At 59.4% G+C, this 15,076-nt stretch carries 10 protein-coding genes; 4 read left to right on the plus strand and 6 right to left on the minus strand.

The features are described 5' to 3' along the window. Positions 1–53: 53 nt before the first annotated feature. The 3 genes from CLV83_RS14985 to CLV83_RS14995 all read right to left on the minus strand — a co-directional run bounded on the left by CLV83_RS14985 (position 54) and on the right by CLV83_RS14995 (position 3,121). Complete coding sequence (locus tag CLV83_RS14985) at positions 54–1,451, minus strand: TRAP transporter large permease (protein ID WP_132293992.1); 1,398 nt, start codon at positions 1,449–1,451, stop codon at positions 54–56. Next, positions 1,448–2,005, minus strand: a complete 558-nt coding sequence (locus CLV83_RS14990; RefSeq protein ID WP_132293995.1) for a TRAP transporter small permease — start codon at positions 2,003–2,005, stop codon at positions 1,448–1,450. Before CLV83_RS14990 ends, CLV83_RS14985 begins: the two co-directional genes overlap by 4 nt. Positions 2,006–2,134: 129 nt before the next feature. Next, complete coding sequence (locus CLV83_RS14995) at positions 2,135–3,121, minus strand: TRAP transporter substrate-binding protein (protein ID WP_132293998.1); 987 nt, start codon at positions 3,119–3,121, stop codon at positions 2,135–2,137. A gap of 502 nt (positions 3,122–3,623) precedes the next feature. On the opposite strand from CLV83_RS14995, the gene CLV83_RS15000 reads away from it, so the two are divergent. Further along, positions 3,624–5,231: a methyl-accepting chemotaxis protein gene (locus tag CLV83_RS15000; RefSeq protein WP_132294001.1), complete on the plus strand. Its 1,608-nt coding sequence runs from the start codon at positions 3,624–3,626 to the stop codon at positions 5,229–5,231. 99 nt (positions 5,232–5,330) lie between these two features. On the opposite strand, the gene CLV83_RS15005 is transcribed toward CLV83_RS15000, so the two are convergent. Both CLV83_RS15005 and CLV83_RS15010 read right to left on the minus strand, forming a co-directional pair. Then, positions 5,331–6,707 carry a sigma-54-dependent transcriptional regulator gene (locus tag CLV83_RS15005; protein ID WP_243642396.1) on the minus strand — a complete coding sequence of 459 codons (1,377 nt, stop codon included), beginning with the start codon at positions 6,705–6,707 and terminating at the stop codon, positions 5,331–5,333. Beyond that, positions 6,691–8,985, minus strand: coding sequence for an ATP-binding protein (locus CLV83_RS15010; protein WP_132294007.1), 2,295 nt, complete (start codon positions 8,983–8,985; stop codon positions 6,691–6,693). Before CLV83_RS15010 ends, CLV83_RS15005 begins: the two co-directional genes overlap by 17 nt. Before the next feature lie 116 nt (positions 8,986–9,101). Between CLV83_RS15010 and pyk the strand changes: the two genes are divergently transcribed. From pyk to gshA, 3 genes are all read left to right on the plus strand, one after another. Further along, complete coding sequence (pyk, locus tag CLV83_RS15015; protein ID WP_132294010.1) at positions 9,102–10,538, plus strand: pyruvate kinase; 1,437 nt, start codon at positions 9,102–9,104, stop codon at positions 10,536–10,538. 108 nt (positions 10,539–10,646) lie between these two features. Further along, complete coding sequence (locus CLV83_RS15020; RefSeq protein WP_132294013.1) at positions 10,647–12,914, plus strand: Tex family protein; 2,268 nt, start codon at positions 10,647–10,649, stop codon at positions 12,912–12,914. 70 nt (positions 12,915–12,984) lie between these two features. Next, entirely contained in the window at positions 12,985–14,550 is a 1,566-nt protein-coding gene (gene gshA / locus CLV83_RS15025; protein WP_132294016.1) for a glutamate--cysteine ligase, read from the plus strand. 16 nt (positions 14,551–14,566) lie between these two features. Here the strand turns inward: gshA and CLV83_RS15030 are convergent, their stop codons facing one another. Further along, the gene (locus CLV83_RS15030; protein ID WP_132294019.1) at positions 14,567–14,965 is read right to left on the minus strand and encodes a flagellar basal body-associated FliL family protein; all 399 of its coding nucleotides are present in this window, start codon (positions 14,963–14,965) and stop codon (positions 14,567–14,569) included. Positions 14,966–15,076: the final 111 nt, after the last annotated feature.

Below are 15,076 nucleotides of genomic sequence, written 5' to 3' on the forward strand. Positions count from 1 at the left end.
TTGGCATCCTGCCGCCACTCCCGGATCTCCTGTTCTAGCGTTTACAACGCGGATTAGTAACCGTTCAGCTTATCGATGTATTCCGGCAGGAACAGCGATATCTGCGGTATGTAAGTGATCAATATCAGGAAGAACAGCAGCAGGCAGAGCCAGGGTGCACAGGCCTTGATCACCCAAACCATGTCGCGACCGGTAATACCGGCGGTAACAAAGAGGTTAAGCCCCACCGGCGGCGTCAACATACCGATCTCCATGTTCACCACCATGATGATACCCAGGTGAATCGGATCGATACCCAGCTGAGTCGCAATCGGGAACAGGATCGGCGCCATGATCAGCAGGATCGCGGACGGCTCCATGAAGTTACCGGCGATCAGCAGCAGGATGTTCACCACGATCAGGAAGCCCCAGGCCGGCAGGCCCCACTGCACAATCACTTCAGCAATCTGGTGAGGAATACGCTCGGTGGTCAGCACGTGGGCAAACAGCATCGCGTTGGCGATGATGAACAGCAGCATCATGGCGACCTTGGACGCATCCACGAACACCTTGCGTACTTCCGGATGGGTCACGGATTTCGGGAACGCCAGCAGCATCAGGCCGGTGTTACGCGCCACCATGCTGCCCATACCCTCACCATCCTTGCGCCAGGCCACGCCCTTGAGCGGACCGATATCGCGATAGCCCATCACGGCGATCAGGTAGGCGTAGATCGCAGCCACGGAAGCGGCTTCGGTCGGAGACGCGATACCACCGTAGATGGAACCCAACACGATGATGATCAGCATCAGACCGCCCAGGGCGATCAAACCTGAACGCGCCAGCTGACCAAAGCCCGGGAACGGCTGGGCCGGCAGCTTCATGATCCGCGCGGCGATATAAATCGCAATCATCAGGATCAGACCCATCATGATGCCCGGCACGAAACCGGCCATGAACATCCGCGAGGCGGACACTTCGGTAGCGGCGGAGTACACCAGCATAACGATGGACGGCGGAATCAGGATACCCAGGGTACCGGCGTTGGCGATAACACCGGCGCCGAACGATTCCGGATAACCGGAGCGCACCATACCGGCGATAACGATGGAGCCGATCGCCGCCACGGTAGCCGGTGACGAACCGGAGACCGCTGCGAACAGCATGCACGCCATTACCGATGCCATCGCCAGACCGCCACGGACGTGACCGATCGCATCAACCGCAAAGTTGATCAGGCGCTTGGCCACACCGCCGGTGGACAGGAACGCGGACGACAGAATAAAAAACGGTATCGCCAACAGCGTGTAATGCTCGGAAGTTGCTTCAAACAGCTTCAGTGCGATAGACGCCAGCGAGTCGTTGGAAAACAGCAGGATAGTAGTCACGCTGGACAGACCCAGCGCCACTGCGATCGGCATGCCCATCAGCATGCAGCCGAACAGCAGGATAAAGAGCATCGCAGTTGTCATGAGCGATTCTCCTTCTCTTCGGACTCTTTCAGTTCATTAGCCAGGTGCATACTCTCTTCCGCTTCATCGGCAAAGCTGAAACCTTCGGCCTCGCCCCGCATCACCTTCCAGCCCAGTTGCAGGAAACGGATGATCAGCAGCGCAAAACCGATAATCAGAATGGTGGACGCGGTCCATTTCGGTACCGGAATGTCTTCCAGCTCGATACCGATCATCTTCATCTTCATCACGTACTCCCAGGAGCCGATCAGGAAGAGCACGCAGTAACCCACGCAAAGCAGAATCGCGAACAGAGTGACGGCGCGGTACAGCTTTGAAGGCAACATGCGAACAAAGACGTCCACACCGATGTGAGCACCCACTTTCACGCCATAGGAGGCACCAAAGAGGACGAACCAACCGGACAGCAGCAGCGTTGCTTCCTGCGCCCAGTGGATACCAGCGTTAAAACCGAAGCGGGCAACCACTTCAGCAAAGACAAGGAGGGTCATGCTCACCAGCAGAAGAGACAGAATCGCCTCCTCGATCTGGGTGACCAGGTTACGTAAAGCCATGATGATTAAACCTCTATCCAGCCGTAGTGCAACAGACGCACAGGGGAGACCCCGGCCTTTCCTCTACATCCCAAACGGCAGCAGAAGGAGCCCGGATGGAGACCATCCGGGCCGGGATGTAGCGGGGAATTAGCCTTCGTTGGATTTCAGAGCGGCGTCGATCAGGTCAGCACCGATCTCGTCTTCGAACTGCTTCCAGACCGGTTTCATGGCATCAACCCACTTCTGACGCTCTTCCGCAGTGATCTCGATCACTTCAGAACGGCCAGAGTCGATGATGGCCTGACGGTCGGCAGCAGCCTGTTCACCAGAGATCTGGTTACCGTAGGCGATCGCTTCGTCCAGGGCCTTTTTGATTTCGACGCGCAGGTCGTCATCCAGGCCGTTCCAGAACTCGGCAGAGGTCACAACCATGTAGTCGAGCAGACCGTGGTTGGTTTCAGTGATGTAAGGCTGAACTTCGTGGAACTTCTTGGAATAGATGTTAGACCAGGGGTTTTCAGCGCCGTCGATAGCCTTGGTCTGCAGCAGGGTAAACACTTCAGAGAACGGCTTTTTCAGCGGTACGGCGTCAACTTCCTCGAACTGCGCCTGCAGAACGTCGGAGGTCATGATACGGAACTTCTTGCCTGAGGCGTCGGCCGGCACACGCAGCGGTTCGTTGGCAGACATCTGCTTCATACCGTTGTGCAGATAACCCAGACCCACCAGACCACGCTTGTTCAGGGAGTTCAGCAGCTCCTGACCGGTTTCGCTCTGCTGGAAGCGGTCAACGGCAGCCATATCTTCAAACAGGAACGGCAGGTCGAAAACCTGCAGCTGCGTGGTGTATTTCTGGAACTTGGACAGTGACGGAGCAGCCATCTGGACATCGCCCAGCAGCATCGCTTCCAGCACCTTGTTGTCGCCGAACAGCTGAGAGTTCGGGAAGACGGAGACAGTTACTTCATCGCCCACACGCTCTTCTACCAGTTCCTTGAACTTGAGCGCCATCTTGCCTTTAGGGGTGTTCTCGGCAACGACGTGGGAAAATTTGATTTCGATCGGCGCGGCGCTGGCGATCTGGGCACCCAGTGCCAGGGCAACAGTGGTAACTGCAGCAGTCAGTAGACGCATTATTCTTCTCCTGAGACTTTATCGTTGTTAGTCATCGTTATTGTTACCGGCATCTTGGGGAAATCCCGGCAGTCCGCTTAGATGAGCAAAACCGATGCCAAAGCAGGAAAAAATCTCAACAAAAGAAATAAATCTACTAATTACAGCACCTTATAAAGACGAGAAATGAGTACCGGATAATTAAGAGAAATGAATCAAGCGCGAAATCGGCGGATTTCCACACATCAAAAAAGAAGGATGGGCGGTGATTCGCCAACTTGGGAAGGATGTTCTCGCTGATGCGCCCGCCAGGGAGCGATGCAGCATTGCTGATACAGGCGTCGCTACTGATTCTGAGATGCCAGAAAGCGGCTTAGAGTTCCCTGACCCCTGGCCAGATCAAAAAGTTGTATTCTTTCTGCGCCATTAGCGCAGTTTGTATTGAATAGGCTATAGATTTTGCGCAACATGCCGAAAGCCATATAAGACTGCCCTCCCCCCTGATCAAAGGAAGACCGGTGCTGTGAAGAAGGCCCTATCGATACAGACAAAAGTGAACCTGTCGCTGGCGATTGTGTTCCTGATCGTATTCGCCAGTTCACTGACAGCAATACACCGCAGTGAGGGCTCACTCAGCCGTGACGTCGCGGAATTCACCACGCTTGCCACTGCTGACTCCTACTTCGACAGCATCAACATCCTCATGCTCAGTGGCGCCATGCAAAACCGCGGCACGCTGCAGCAGAAGATTCTCAGCAACGAATCGGTCACCGAGGCTCGCATTATCCGCGGTGACGCCGTCTCCGATATGTATGGTCCGGGCACCGAAGATTCAGTCATCATGGATGAGCTGGACAGGCGCGCCATGAACGGCGAGCACGTCGTCGAAGAGTTCGATGACAGCGAGGGCCACCGCCTCACCGTGGTGACGCCGATGAAAGCGTTAAGCGAGTACAAGGGCACTAACTGTCTGCTCTGTCACCAGGTTGATGAAGGCACAGTACTGGGCGCCGTCCGTGTCACCTATGACTTCGCCCGCGTCGACAGTGAAATCATGAAAAACCTGCGCAACGTGGCGCTGGTAGAGATGGTGCTGTTTGTCGCCGGCGTGTTGCTGATCAGCTTTATTATCCGTCGTATCGTGATCCGGCCGATCAACAGCTTTGCCAACACCATGACCGACATCGAGAAAAATGCCGACCTGAGTCAGCGTGTCGATATCAACTCCGGCGACGAAGTGGGCCAGATGGCCACCGCCTTCAACTCCATGCTCGGCACCTTCCAGTCCAGTATTCAGCACGTGAACGACACGGTGCAGAAACTGGCCAGCTCCAGTTCCCAGATCAGCACCATCGCCACCCACTCCATCGATGCTGCCCGCGGCCAGCAGATGCAGACCAGCTCAGTAGCCTCCGCCATGGAACAGATGGAGGCGGCGACCAAGAGTGTGGAAGCCAGCGCCGAAAGCACTGTCTCCGCCTCGGATCTGGCGCTGCAGGAGAGCAACGACGGTACCCAGGTTACCCAAACCGCCATCGAGTCGATCGAAGCGTTGAAACAGAGCATTGAGCGCGCCACCGGCGTGATCGAGCGTCTCGACTCCCAGAGCGAGAACGTGGGCACCGTGCTTGAAGTGATTCAGAAGGTGGCCGAACAGACCAACCTGCTGGCACTGAATGCCGCCATTGAAGCCGCCCGCGCCGGCGAACAGGGCCGTGGTTTTGCCGTGGTAGCCGACGAGGTACGGACACTGGCCAGCCGCACCCACGCCTCCACCGAGGAGATCAACAAGATCATCAGCGACCTGCAGGTGGATGCCAAGGACGCTGTTTCCGTGATGCGTACCGCCCTCGATGGCGCCGGCGATGGCGTCGAGCATGTGCGAAAAACCGCCAACGCCCTGAGCAACATCGCCGAAGAGGTCCGCATCATCAACGATATGAACCACCAGGTGGCCAGCGCCGTGCGCGAGCAGACCCAGATGGCTTCCAGCGTTGAGCAGAGCATCACCGAGATCAATGACGGTGCCGAAACCACCGCCAGCCGGGCACAGGAACTGGCCAGTGTCTCCGACCAGCTTAGCGATCTGTCGCAGCAGCTGGAGCAGATGGTGAGCCGCTTCAAGCTCTGATCTCTGTACGTCTTAAAAGAGTGGCGGATTTTCGCCACTTTGCTTCAACACAGAAAAAGCCCGCATCATGCGGGCTTTTTCGTCTGCGGTCGGAGCGGCTCACGCCTTGTAGTCTTCCTTTTCCAGGCCGTACTTCTTCATCTTGTCGTACAGGGTTTTGCGCGGCAGACCCAGCGCATGCAGGGTGTCCTTGATCGAGCCACCATGCTTGGAGAGTTCGGTGTGGATCAGCATCCGCTCGAACCGCTCCACCTGTTCAGGCAGGGTCAGGCCGTTACCGTTGGCATCATCGGTGATCGGCCGGTTATCGAAGTCGAAGGTGCAGGACTCACCCAGCAGCACATAGCGTTCCGCCAGATTGCGCAGCTCTCGCACGTTACCGGGCCAGTCATGCATCAGCAGGCTGTGCATCCGCTCCGCAGAGATCTCCACCACCTCTCGCCCGTACAGCGCCGAGGCCACCAGCACAAAGTGCTGAAACAACAGTGAGATATCTTCGCGGCGTTCACGCAGCGGCGGAATATCGATCCTGACCACATTCAAGCGGTAATAGAGGTCCTCACGGAACCGGCCCTCTTCCGCCAGTTTTTTCAGATCGATCTTGGCCGCAGCCACCACCCGGATATCCAGCGGAATCAGCTGATTGGAACCGAGACGCTCGATGGCGCGCTCCTCAAGCACCCGCAGGAGCTTGATCTGCAGCGACATCGGCATGCTCTCGATCTCGTCGAGGAACAGGGTACCGCCGTTGGCGTGCTCCAGCTTGCCGATACGGCGCGCCTTGGCACCAGTAAACGCACCAGCCTCATGACCGAAGAGTTCACTCTCAATCAGGTTTTCCGGCACCCCACCGCAGTTGATGGCGACAAAGTTTTTCGACCGGCGCGGGCTGCGCTCATGGATATAGCGCGCCACCAGGTCCTTGCCGGAACCGGTTTCCGCCAGGATCAGGATATCCGCCGGCGTTTCCGCCACGGTTTTGCACAACTGACGCAGGGCGACGATTTTCGGATCCTTACCCACCATGCGCGGACCGGCTGCGTTCTGGATCTCAAGCTCCTGACGCAGGCGACGGTTCTCCAGCGTCAGCCGGCGTTTATCCACGGCACGGCGCACGGTATCGAGCAGGAAATCGGAGGCGAACGGCTTTTCGATAAAATCGTAAGCCCCCTCGCGGATGGCACTCACCGCCATGGAGATATCGCCGTGACCGGTGATCAGGATCACCGGCAGCTCCGGATCCACCGCCCGTACCTGGCGCATCAGTTCCAGCCCATCCATACCGGGCATATTGATATCGGTGACGATCACCCCGGGCCAGTCCGGATCGAGCCGTTCCAGCACACCGTCCGCTGAGGGCAGGGCCTCCACCGCATAACCCTCCAGCTCCAGCGTCTGCCCTGCCGCCAGGCGGATATGTTTTTCATCATCGATCAGCAGTATCGGTGCGATCGTCGGTTCACCGCTTGTCATCATGCTCCTCCGCCGGCAGGACTGTCAGTTCCGGGCGCACGCCGCGGGGCAGGTCGATGGTAAACACCGCACCACCCTCGGAATGATTCGCCGCCGTCAGTTTGCCATCCAGGGTTTCGACGATCCGATAGGAGATCGACAACCCCAGCCCCAGACCCTGGCCCGACTTCTTGGTGGTGAAAAAGGGTTCAAATACACGTTGCAGATCGCTCTCGGCGATCCCTGGCCCATGGTCACGCACCGATAGCAGCAGGCGTTTTTCATGGGTCTCGATGCTGACATCTATACGTTTATCCGCGCTGGTTTCCATCGCCTGGAGCGCGTTGGCCAGCAGGTTCACGACCACCTGCTCCAGCCGCAGGATATCGCCGAGCACATAGAATTCCGACAGCCGTTCCGGCCAGTAGACCGCAACACCGGCCTTCTCAAAGCGGCCATACATCAGCGACATGGCGCCATCGCGCACCGCCTGCAGCGACACCAGCTCTGAGCTGTTGCTGCTTTTGCGGGCAAACTCCTTCAGCGGATGGATGATTCGGCTCATCCGTTCGGTGAGGCCGCTGATCTCGGTGAGGTTACTGTCCACCGTCTCCAGCCTATCCCGCGCCAGAAAGGCGCGGGCGTTATCGGCGTAATTGCGGATCGCCGTCAGCGGCTGGTTCAGCTCGTGGTTAATCCCGGCGGACATCTGCCCGATGACCGCAAGTTTCGCGGTCTGGATCAGTTCGTTCTGGGTCTGGCTGTGCTGCTCCATCTCTTCACGCAGCTTGTCGTTGGCGCGGCTCAGATCGGCGGTACGCTCCTCCACACGGCTCTCCAGCGCTTCCTGAGCGGCTCTGAGGCGGTCTTCCTGCTCCTTGCGTTCGGTCAGGTCATGCAGAGTAACGATAAAGTGCCGCCCATCGGTGAGCGCCATGCGGTTGATGGTGATCTCCAGCGGAATCTCACCGCCATCAGCGCGTAGCCCTGTGACTTCGGCGTTGAGCAGATCCGGCACCTCGGCGGTATCGGCAAGAATATGGCGCCAGCAAACCACCCGATCCGGCTGCGTCAGCAGCTGACTGAAGTAGTGACCGCGCATCCCCTCCAGCGTCTGCCCGAACAGGGTCTCGGCGGTGGGGTTGATCGACTCGATACAACCGCTGGAATCCAGCACGACGAGGCCCGCATGGGTATTATCGATAATCGCCCGCACCCGTGCCTCGTTCTCCTCCAGCGCCAGCATCTCTCGCTGCTGGAACAGCGCCCGCTCCCGCACAATGCGCCGACGCGCCAGCAGGAACAGGATCAGCAGCGTGATGGCAGCGGTACTGAAGCCCACCAGCAGCAGCGCGCCCCACATCGCCTCGCCCACCGGCGCAAGGCTCGCCAGTACCGAAACATAAAGACCGGTGCCCGGCACCTGCTTGCGGCGCAGCACATATTTTTTCGGTTCCACCCCATCCAGGGCCTCATTGCGAATCTCGCGCCCATCCAGCAGGGTGATCAGTTCACCCCCTTCCGCCAGCGGCTCGCGCTTGACCACATCCAGCGCCGACAGCTCGTAATCGCCGTAGCGCTGGCTCTCCACGATGCGGCCGAGATCCGCCTGGGAGAGCGCCCGTAACGAACGAAACTTCCACTCGGGTCGGGTCGAGATGAAGATGACGCCATCCGAGTCGGTCACCAGAATATCGATCAGCGGGTTACTCCAGTGCCGCTCAACATCGTGCAGATCCACCTTAACCACGACCGCACCGACGACCTTACCCTCCAGTCTGAGCGGGCTGGAGAAGTAGTAACCACGGCGATTGGAGGTGGTACCCAGGGCAAAGTACCGGCCTTCGTTCCCGGCCATAGCATCCTGAAAATAGGGCCGGAAGCTGAAGTTCCGACCGATAAAGGTGTCTTCCTTGCGCCAGTTGCTGGCGGCAACGGTGAGCCCCTCGGCGTTCATCAGATAGGCATCGGTGGTGCCCATGATCTCATTAACCTGCTCGAGATAACGGTTGGCATTGTCGATGGCGGGCGCGCCCTTTTCGGCCACAACCGCGGTACGCAGATCAGAGTGGGTCGAGAGCAGATGCGGCAAATCTTTGTAGCGGCTCAGCTTCTGTTGCAAACTGATAATATAGCGATCAAGGTGAGACTCGGCACTCTGCTGCAGATCTTCGAGCGCCTCCTGTCGGCTGATCACGCCGGTTTCAAGCAGGAGTAACGAGAACAGCGCGAGCAGCAGAAACAGGATTGCAGGCCGAAAGGCCTTGGGTGAGTTGATGGATGGGCCGGCTTTTTCCGCCATCTTATCGGCCTATCTCCATGTTGAAATCCTGCATGACTTGAAATTGTAGTGTCTGAATCTTACTTTAGTCGCGCTCCGCCGAACAGGCGTCCTCCACTGCAAGCAGAGACCTTCCGATGCTGAAACGTACCAAGATCGTTGCCACCCTGGGCCCCTCCACCGACCAACCTGGTGTTCTTGAACAGCTGATCCAGAGCGGAGTGAACACCGTCCGCCTCAACTTTTCTCACGGTAGCGCCGACGACCATCGTCAGCGTGTACTGGCGGTCCGCGAAGCCAGCCGCAAGCTGGGCATGTCAGTGGCAACCCTTGGCGACCTCCAGGGTCCGAAGATCCGTATCGCCCGCTTTGCCGAAGGTCCGATCGAACTGAAGATCGGCGATCACTTCGTGCTCGATGCTGCGCTGGAAACCAACGCCGGTAATCAGCAGGAAGTCGGTATCGACTACAAGGCACTGCCACAAGACTGTGCCGAAGGCGATATCCTGCTGCTCGACGACGGCCGCGTGCAGCTGCGTGTGACCAGCATCGATGGCAGCCGCATCAACACCGAAGTCACCATCGGCGGCAAGCTGTCCAACAACAAGGGTATCAACCGCCAGGGCGGCGGCCTCTCCGCTGCAGCGCTGACCGAGAAGGACAAGGCCGATATCAAGGTCGTGGCCGAGCTGGACCTGGACTATGTCGCGGTTTCCTTCCCGCGTTCCGGCGACGATCTGCGCGAAGCCCGCGCTCTGCTCGATGAAGCCGGCAGCCGTGCCGAGATCATCGCCAAGGTTGAGCGGGCCGAAACCGTAGCCACCCAGGAAGCACTGGACGAAATCATCCTCGCCTGCGACGGCGTCATGGTGGCCCGTGGCGACCTGGGCGTGGAGATCGGCGATGCCGAGCTGATCGGCGTGCAGAAACACATCATCCGCCGCGGCCGTGAGCTTAACCGTGTCGTCATCACCGCGACTCAAATGATGGAAACCATGATCACCGCACCGATGCCGACCCGTGCTGAGGTGTTCGACGTGGCCAACGCCATCCTCGACGGCACCGATGCGGTCATGCTGTCCGCCGAGACTGCCGCCGGCCAGTACCCGGTAGACGTGGTTCAGGCGATGACCCGGATCTGCCAGGGCGCAGAGAAGCACCTGCTGTCGCGCCCGGTCACCACCGAGCCGGAGCACGCCTGCAAGAGCAGCGACGAGGCGATCGCCCGTTCCGCCATGTTCACCGCCAACAGCCTGCCGACCATCAAGGCGATCATCTGCCTGACCGAGTCCGGCTCCACCCCACTGTGGATGTCCCGTATCCGTTCCGGCCTGCCGATCTACGCGCTGACCCGCAACGAACAGACCATGCGCCGCGTGGCGCTCTATCGTGGTGTGGAAGCGATGTTCTTTGATGCGACCCAGGCCAGCGAAGAGAAGCTCAACGATGAGGCTCTGGCAGGACTGGTTGCCGCCGGCAAGATCGCCAGCGGCGATACCGTGCTGCTGACCCGCGGCCAGAAACTGGGCGTGCATGGCGGTACCAACTCCATGCAGATTATCCAGGTGCCCTGATCGGCCCGCGTTTGAACACCTAGAGCCCCCGCCCTGCGGGGGCTTTTTTTGCCACACTGAATAACGTTTCAGCTGTTACTGACGTTTATCCTACCGAGCAACTCGCCGATGCCGATAGAACAGAGACTGGCCAGCGACCTGGGGATCAACCCCGGCCAGGTACGCGCCACCATCGCACTGCTGGACGAAGGCGCCAGCGTTCCCTTTATCGCCCGCTATCGCAAGGAAGCCACCGGCGCCCTCGACGATACCCAACTGCGCAATCTGCATCAGCGTCTCGGGCAGCTGCGTGATCTGGAGAGCCGACGCGACACCATTCTGCGCCAGCTCGAGGATAACGGTCAGCTCAGTGACAGCCTGAAAAGCGAGCTGCTGGCGGCGGATAATCGCGCCCGGCTTGAAGATCTCTATGCCCCCTACCGCCCCAAGCGCCGCAACAAGGCACAGGAGGCGCGCGAAGCAGGTCTTGGCCCACTGGCCGAAAGCCTGCTGCAAAACCCGTCACAACAGGCAGAGCAGGCCGCCACCGCCTTTATCGACGCAGACAAGGGCATCGCCGACAGCGATACCGCGCTGGAAGGCGCCCGCCATATTCTGATCGAGCAACTGGCTGAAGCCGCTGACCTGGTCGAATCGCTGCGTAAAATGCTGTGGCAGTATGGCCTGCTGGTCAGTCGCGCCGCACGCGGCAAGGCGGATCCGGACAGCAAATTCCGTGACTACTTCGAATATTCGGAGCCGGTCGCGAAGATCCCCTCCCATCGCGCCCTGGCAATGCTGCGTGGCGAGCAGGAGGGGGTACTGAAGTACAAACTCGAACTGCCGGAAGGCCGCGAGCAGCTGGGCATCGAACAGATCCAGCGCCACTGGCAGTTGCGTGCGGCATCATTGTCCGACTGGATGCAGCGCACTTTGGAACAGTGCTGGAGCAAAAAACTGCAGCCGCAGCTGGAGACTGAGCTGGTCAAGCGGCTGCGTGAGCAGTCGGAAGACGCTGCCATCGAGGTGTTCGCCCGCAACCTGAATGACCTGCTGCTGGCACCGCCGGCCGGCTCCCGTGTCACCCTGGGGCTGGACCCGGGCCTGCGTACCGGCGTCAAGGTAGCTGTGGTGGACGCCACCGGCCGCTTCCTCGAACACACCACTATTTACCCCCATGTGCCGAAAAAGCAGTGGGACCAGTCACTGGCGACGCTGGCCAAGCTGTGTAAAAAGCATGGCGTCGAACTGATCGCCATCGGTAACGGCACCGCCTCGCGGGAAACCGAGCAGCTCGCCCGTGAGCTGGCCAAGCGCGAAACCAGCCTCAACCTGCAACCCGTGGTCGTCAGTGAAGCCGGTGCCTCGGTTTACTCCGCCTCCGAACTGGCCGCGAAAGAGTTTCCCGACCTGGACGTGAGCATCCGCGGTGCGGTGTCCATCGCCCGTCGTCTGCAGGACCCGCTGGCGGAGCTGGTGAAGATCGATCCGCGCTCCATCGGCGTGGGCCAGTACCAGCACGACGTGAACCAGCAGAAGCTGGCCGAAGCGCTGGACGCGGTGGTCGAAACCTGCGTCAACCACGTAGGTGTCGACCTGAACACCGCCTCCAGTGCGCTGCTGCGTCATGTGTCCGGCCTTAACACGGCCCTGGCCGACAATATCGTCGCCTGGCGTGACGAAGCGGGCGTATTCACTAATCGTCGCCAGCTGCTTAAGGTGAAGCGCCTCGGACCCAAGGCGTTCGAGCTGTGCGCCGGCTTTCTGCGCATCCGCGATGGTGAGGAACCGCTGGATAATTCCGCCGTGCATCCTGAGTCCTACCCACTGGTCGCCGCTATCGCCAAAGCCGCCGGTTTAGATCAACGCGACCTGCTGGCGAAACCTGAAGCGCTGAAGTCGCTGGACCCGTCCAGTTTTGTCAGCGAAGGTTTCGGCAGCTATACCGTAAACGATGTGTTCCGCGAATTGGAAAAGCCGGGCCGCGACCCTCGGCCGGAGTTTCGCTCCGTTGAATTCCAGGAGGGGGTCGAGACCCTGGCCGATCTGATACCGGGGATGCAGCTCGAGGGCGTGGTGACCAACGTCACCAACTTCGGCGCCTTTGTGGATATCGGCGTGCATCAGGATGGTCTGGTGCATGTCTCCGAGCTGGCAGACCGGTTCGTCAGCAACCCGCATGACGTGGTCTCCAGCGGTCAGATCGTGCAGGTGCGCGTACTGGAAGTGGACGAGCGCAGAAAACGGATCGGCCTGAGCATGAAGAGGGAACGCCCGGCGCCGACAGCATCCGAGCGCAAACCGAAGAGCGCCCCGAGCCGCGAGCAGAAGCCGGCTCGCGAGGGCAGTCTCGGTGCCCAACTGCGCGCTGCGGGCCTGGCTCGCGGAAAAAAATAGGGAGCATGGCTCCCGCCCTTTGGCGGGCGTATAATGCCGCGTTTTAGTCTTTTTAACAGGAATCCGACCTGTGCAGGCAACTCTGGAAAAACATCTGGATCTACTGGTCGCCACCGGCGATGCCAAACTGCTGACCCAACTGGGCCACGGCATCGAGAAAGAGGGCTTGCGAGTCGACTCTCAGGGGCGTCTGGCACAGACCGACCATCCGCGCGCGCTCGGCTCAACGCTGACGCACCCGCAGATCACTACCGATTACTCCGAAGCGCTGCTGGAGTTTATTACCCCGGTGTGCGCAACGCCTGCAGAGACACTGGCGTACCTCGCCGACCTGCACCGTTACACCTACAAGCACCTGGGTGACGAAGAGCTCTGGAACGCCAGCATGCCGTGCAACATCCCGTCGGAAGAGGCGATCCGCATCGCCGAGTACGGCGGTTCCAATGTGGGCATCATGAAGCACATCTACCGGGTCGGTCTGCAGCACCGCTATGGCAAGATGATGCAGACCATAGCGGGTATTCATTACAACTTTTCACTGCCTGAAAACTTCTGGCCGGTGTATCAGCAGCTGACGAAGACCAGCGGCAGTATCGATGCCTTCCGCTCCGCCGGGTACTTCAATCTGATCCGCAACTTCCGCCGTTACAGCTGGCTGCTGCTCTACCTGTTCGGCGCCTCTCCGGCGCTGTCGTCCAGCTTTATGCAGGGCCGCCCGAACCAGCTGGAAAAGATCGGTGACCATACGCTGTTTATGCCTTGGGCGACTTCCCTGCGCATGAGCGACCTGGGTTACTCCAACAAGGCGCAGTCGGCACTGAACATCTGCTACAACCACCTGGATACCTATACCGCGTCGCTGAGCGATGCGATCCGCAGGCCGCATCCGGCCTACGAGCAGCTGGGTGTGAAGCAGAACGGCCAGTACAACCAGCTCAACACCAACCTGCTGCAGATCGAGAACGAGTACTACAGCGACGTACGTCCGAAGCGGGTCACCCGTTCCGGCGAGAAGCCGATCCAGGCGCTGCGCGAGCGCGGTGTGGAGTACATCGAGGTGCGCAGCACCGATATCGATCCGCTGAAGCCGCTGGGCATCGACCTGGAACAGTCCCTGTTCATGGATTCCTTCCTGATCACCTGCCTGATCTGCTCCAACGAGCCGATCACCGATGCAGAGTGCGAACAGATCGCCATCAACCATCAGCTGGTGGTGACCCGCGGACGTGAGCCAGGCCTGAAACTGGCCTGCAACAACGGCGGTCAGAGCGTTGCCGAACGCGGCAGTGATATGCTCGATCAGGTAAGACTCACGGCCCAGGTGATGGACAGCATCAAGGGCGGCGACAGCTACACCAAGGCGGTGGATGCGCAGTACGCCAAGCTGGAAGATCCGGACCAGACGCCTTCGGCGCAGGTGCTGAACGCCATTCGCGAAAGCGGTGCCGGTTATAACGAATGGGCGCTGCAGCAGAGCCGTGCACACCGGGAAGCCCTGTGTGCCACACCGCTGTCAGCGGAAAGAGAGCAGCTGTTCAACAAGATGGCTGCGGATTCTCTGGCCGAGCAGCAGGCGATCGAGGCCGCCGACAGCCAGAGCTTCGACGACTTTCTCGCCCACTATATGGCCAGTTAAGCTGGTCTAAAGCGTTTTACTGAACGACAAAGCTGGTGAAGAAGAGGTCAGCGACATAGGGCGCGCCCTCTTCTTCCCTCAGCATATCCTGCACCAGTTTCAACGCCTCGCCTGACAACAGCTGCTGTGCAGCAACGCCGGCCACACTCTCCTCGGTCTGAGCACTGAACAGAAACACCAGATCATTGCGGATCTGTGCTTTGTGCGCGTTCACAGCGTGATGGGCCGCTTCGGAGTCCACCTGCAGTGTTACCTCCGCCTTCAGAAAGTGCAGATCATCCGCCGAGCCAAAGTTGGTCACAAAGGGTTTAAGCTCGATATAGCTGATGTAGGGAGCCCCCTCCTCCTCCGCATGCAGCTGAGGAGCCGTCAGAAACAGTAGCGTAAGTAGCAGCGGCTTTAGTGTTCTGAACATTCTCTTCCCTCTCTTGATACCTGTGATCTATGCCGCGAGAGTATACCGGGGCCGGCCTCCGGCCGACACTAGCCGGTGCGCTGTTGCACCCCCGTTGGGCTGGCATTACTA

The organism is Marinobacterium mangrovicola (genome assembly GCF_004339595.1).
Lineage (GTDB): Bacteria > Pseudomonadota > Gammaproteobacteria > Pseudomonadales > Balneatricaceae > Marinobacterium_D > Marinobacterium_D mangrovicola.

What these genes read in the sequence shown, in the direction of transcription:
- CLV83_RS15010 (WP_132294007.1), bottom strand. Translation starts at nt 8,985, where the DNA reads ATGGCGGAAAAAGCCGGCCCATCCATCAACTCACCCAAGGCCTTTCGG.
- CLV83_RS15020 (WP_132294013.1), top strand. Translation starts at nt 10,647, where the DNA reads ATGCCGATAGAACAGAGACTGGCCAGCGACCTGGGGATCAACCCCGGC.
- pyk (WP_132294010.1), top strand. Translation starts at nt 9,102, where the DNA reads ATGCTGAAACGTACCAAGATCGTTGCCACCCTGGGCCCCTCCACCGAC.
- CLV83_RS15005 (WP_243642396.1), bottom strand. Translation starts at nt 6,707, where the DNA reads ATGATGACAAGCGGTGAACCGACGATCGCACCGATACTGCTGATCGAT.
- CLV83_RS14990 (WP_132293995.1), bottom strand. Translation starts at nt 2,005, where the DNA reads ATGGCTTTACGTAACCTGGTCACCCAGATCGAGGAGGCGATTCTGTCT.
- CLV83_RS14995 (WP_132293998.1), bottom strand. Translation starts at nt 3,121, where the DNA reads ATGCGTCTACTGACTGCTGCAGTTACCACTGTTGCCCTGGCACTGGGT.
- CLV83_RS14985 (WP_132293992.1), bottom strand. Translation starts at nt 1,451, where the DNA reads ATGACAACTGCGATGCTCTTTATCCTGCTGTTCGGCTGCATGCTGATG.
- CLV83_RS15030 (WP_132294019.1), bottom strand. Translation starts at nt 14,965, where the DNA reads ATGTTCAGAACACTAAAGCCGCTGCTACTTACGCTACTGTTTCTGACG.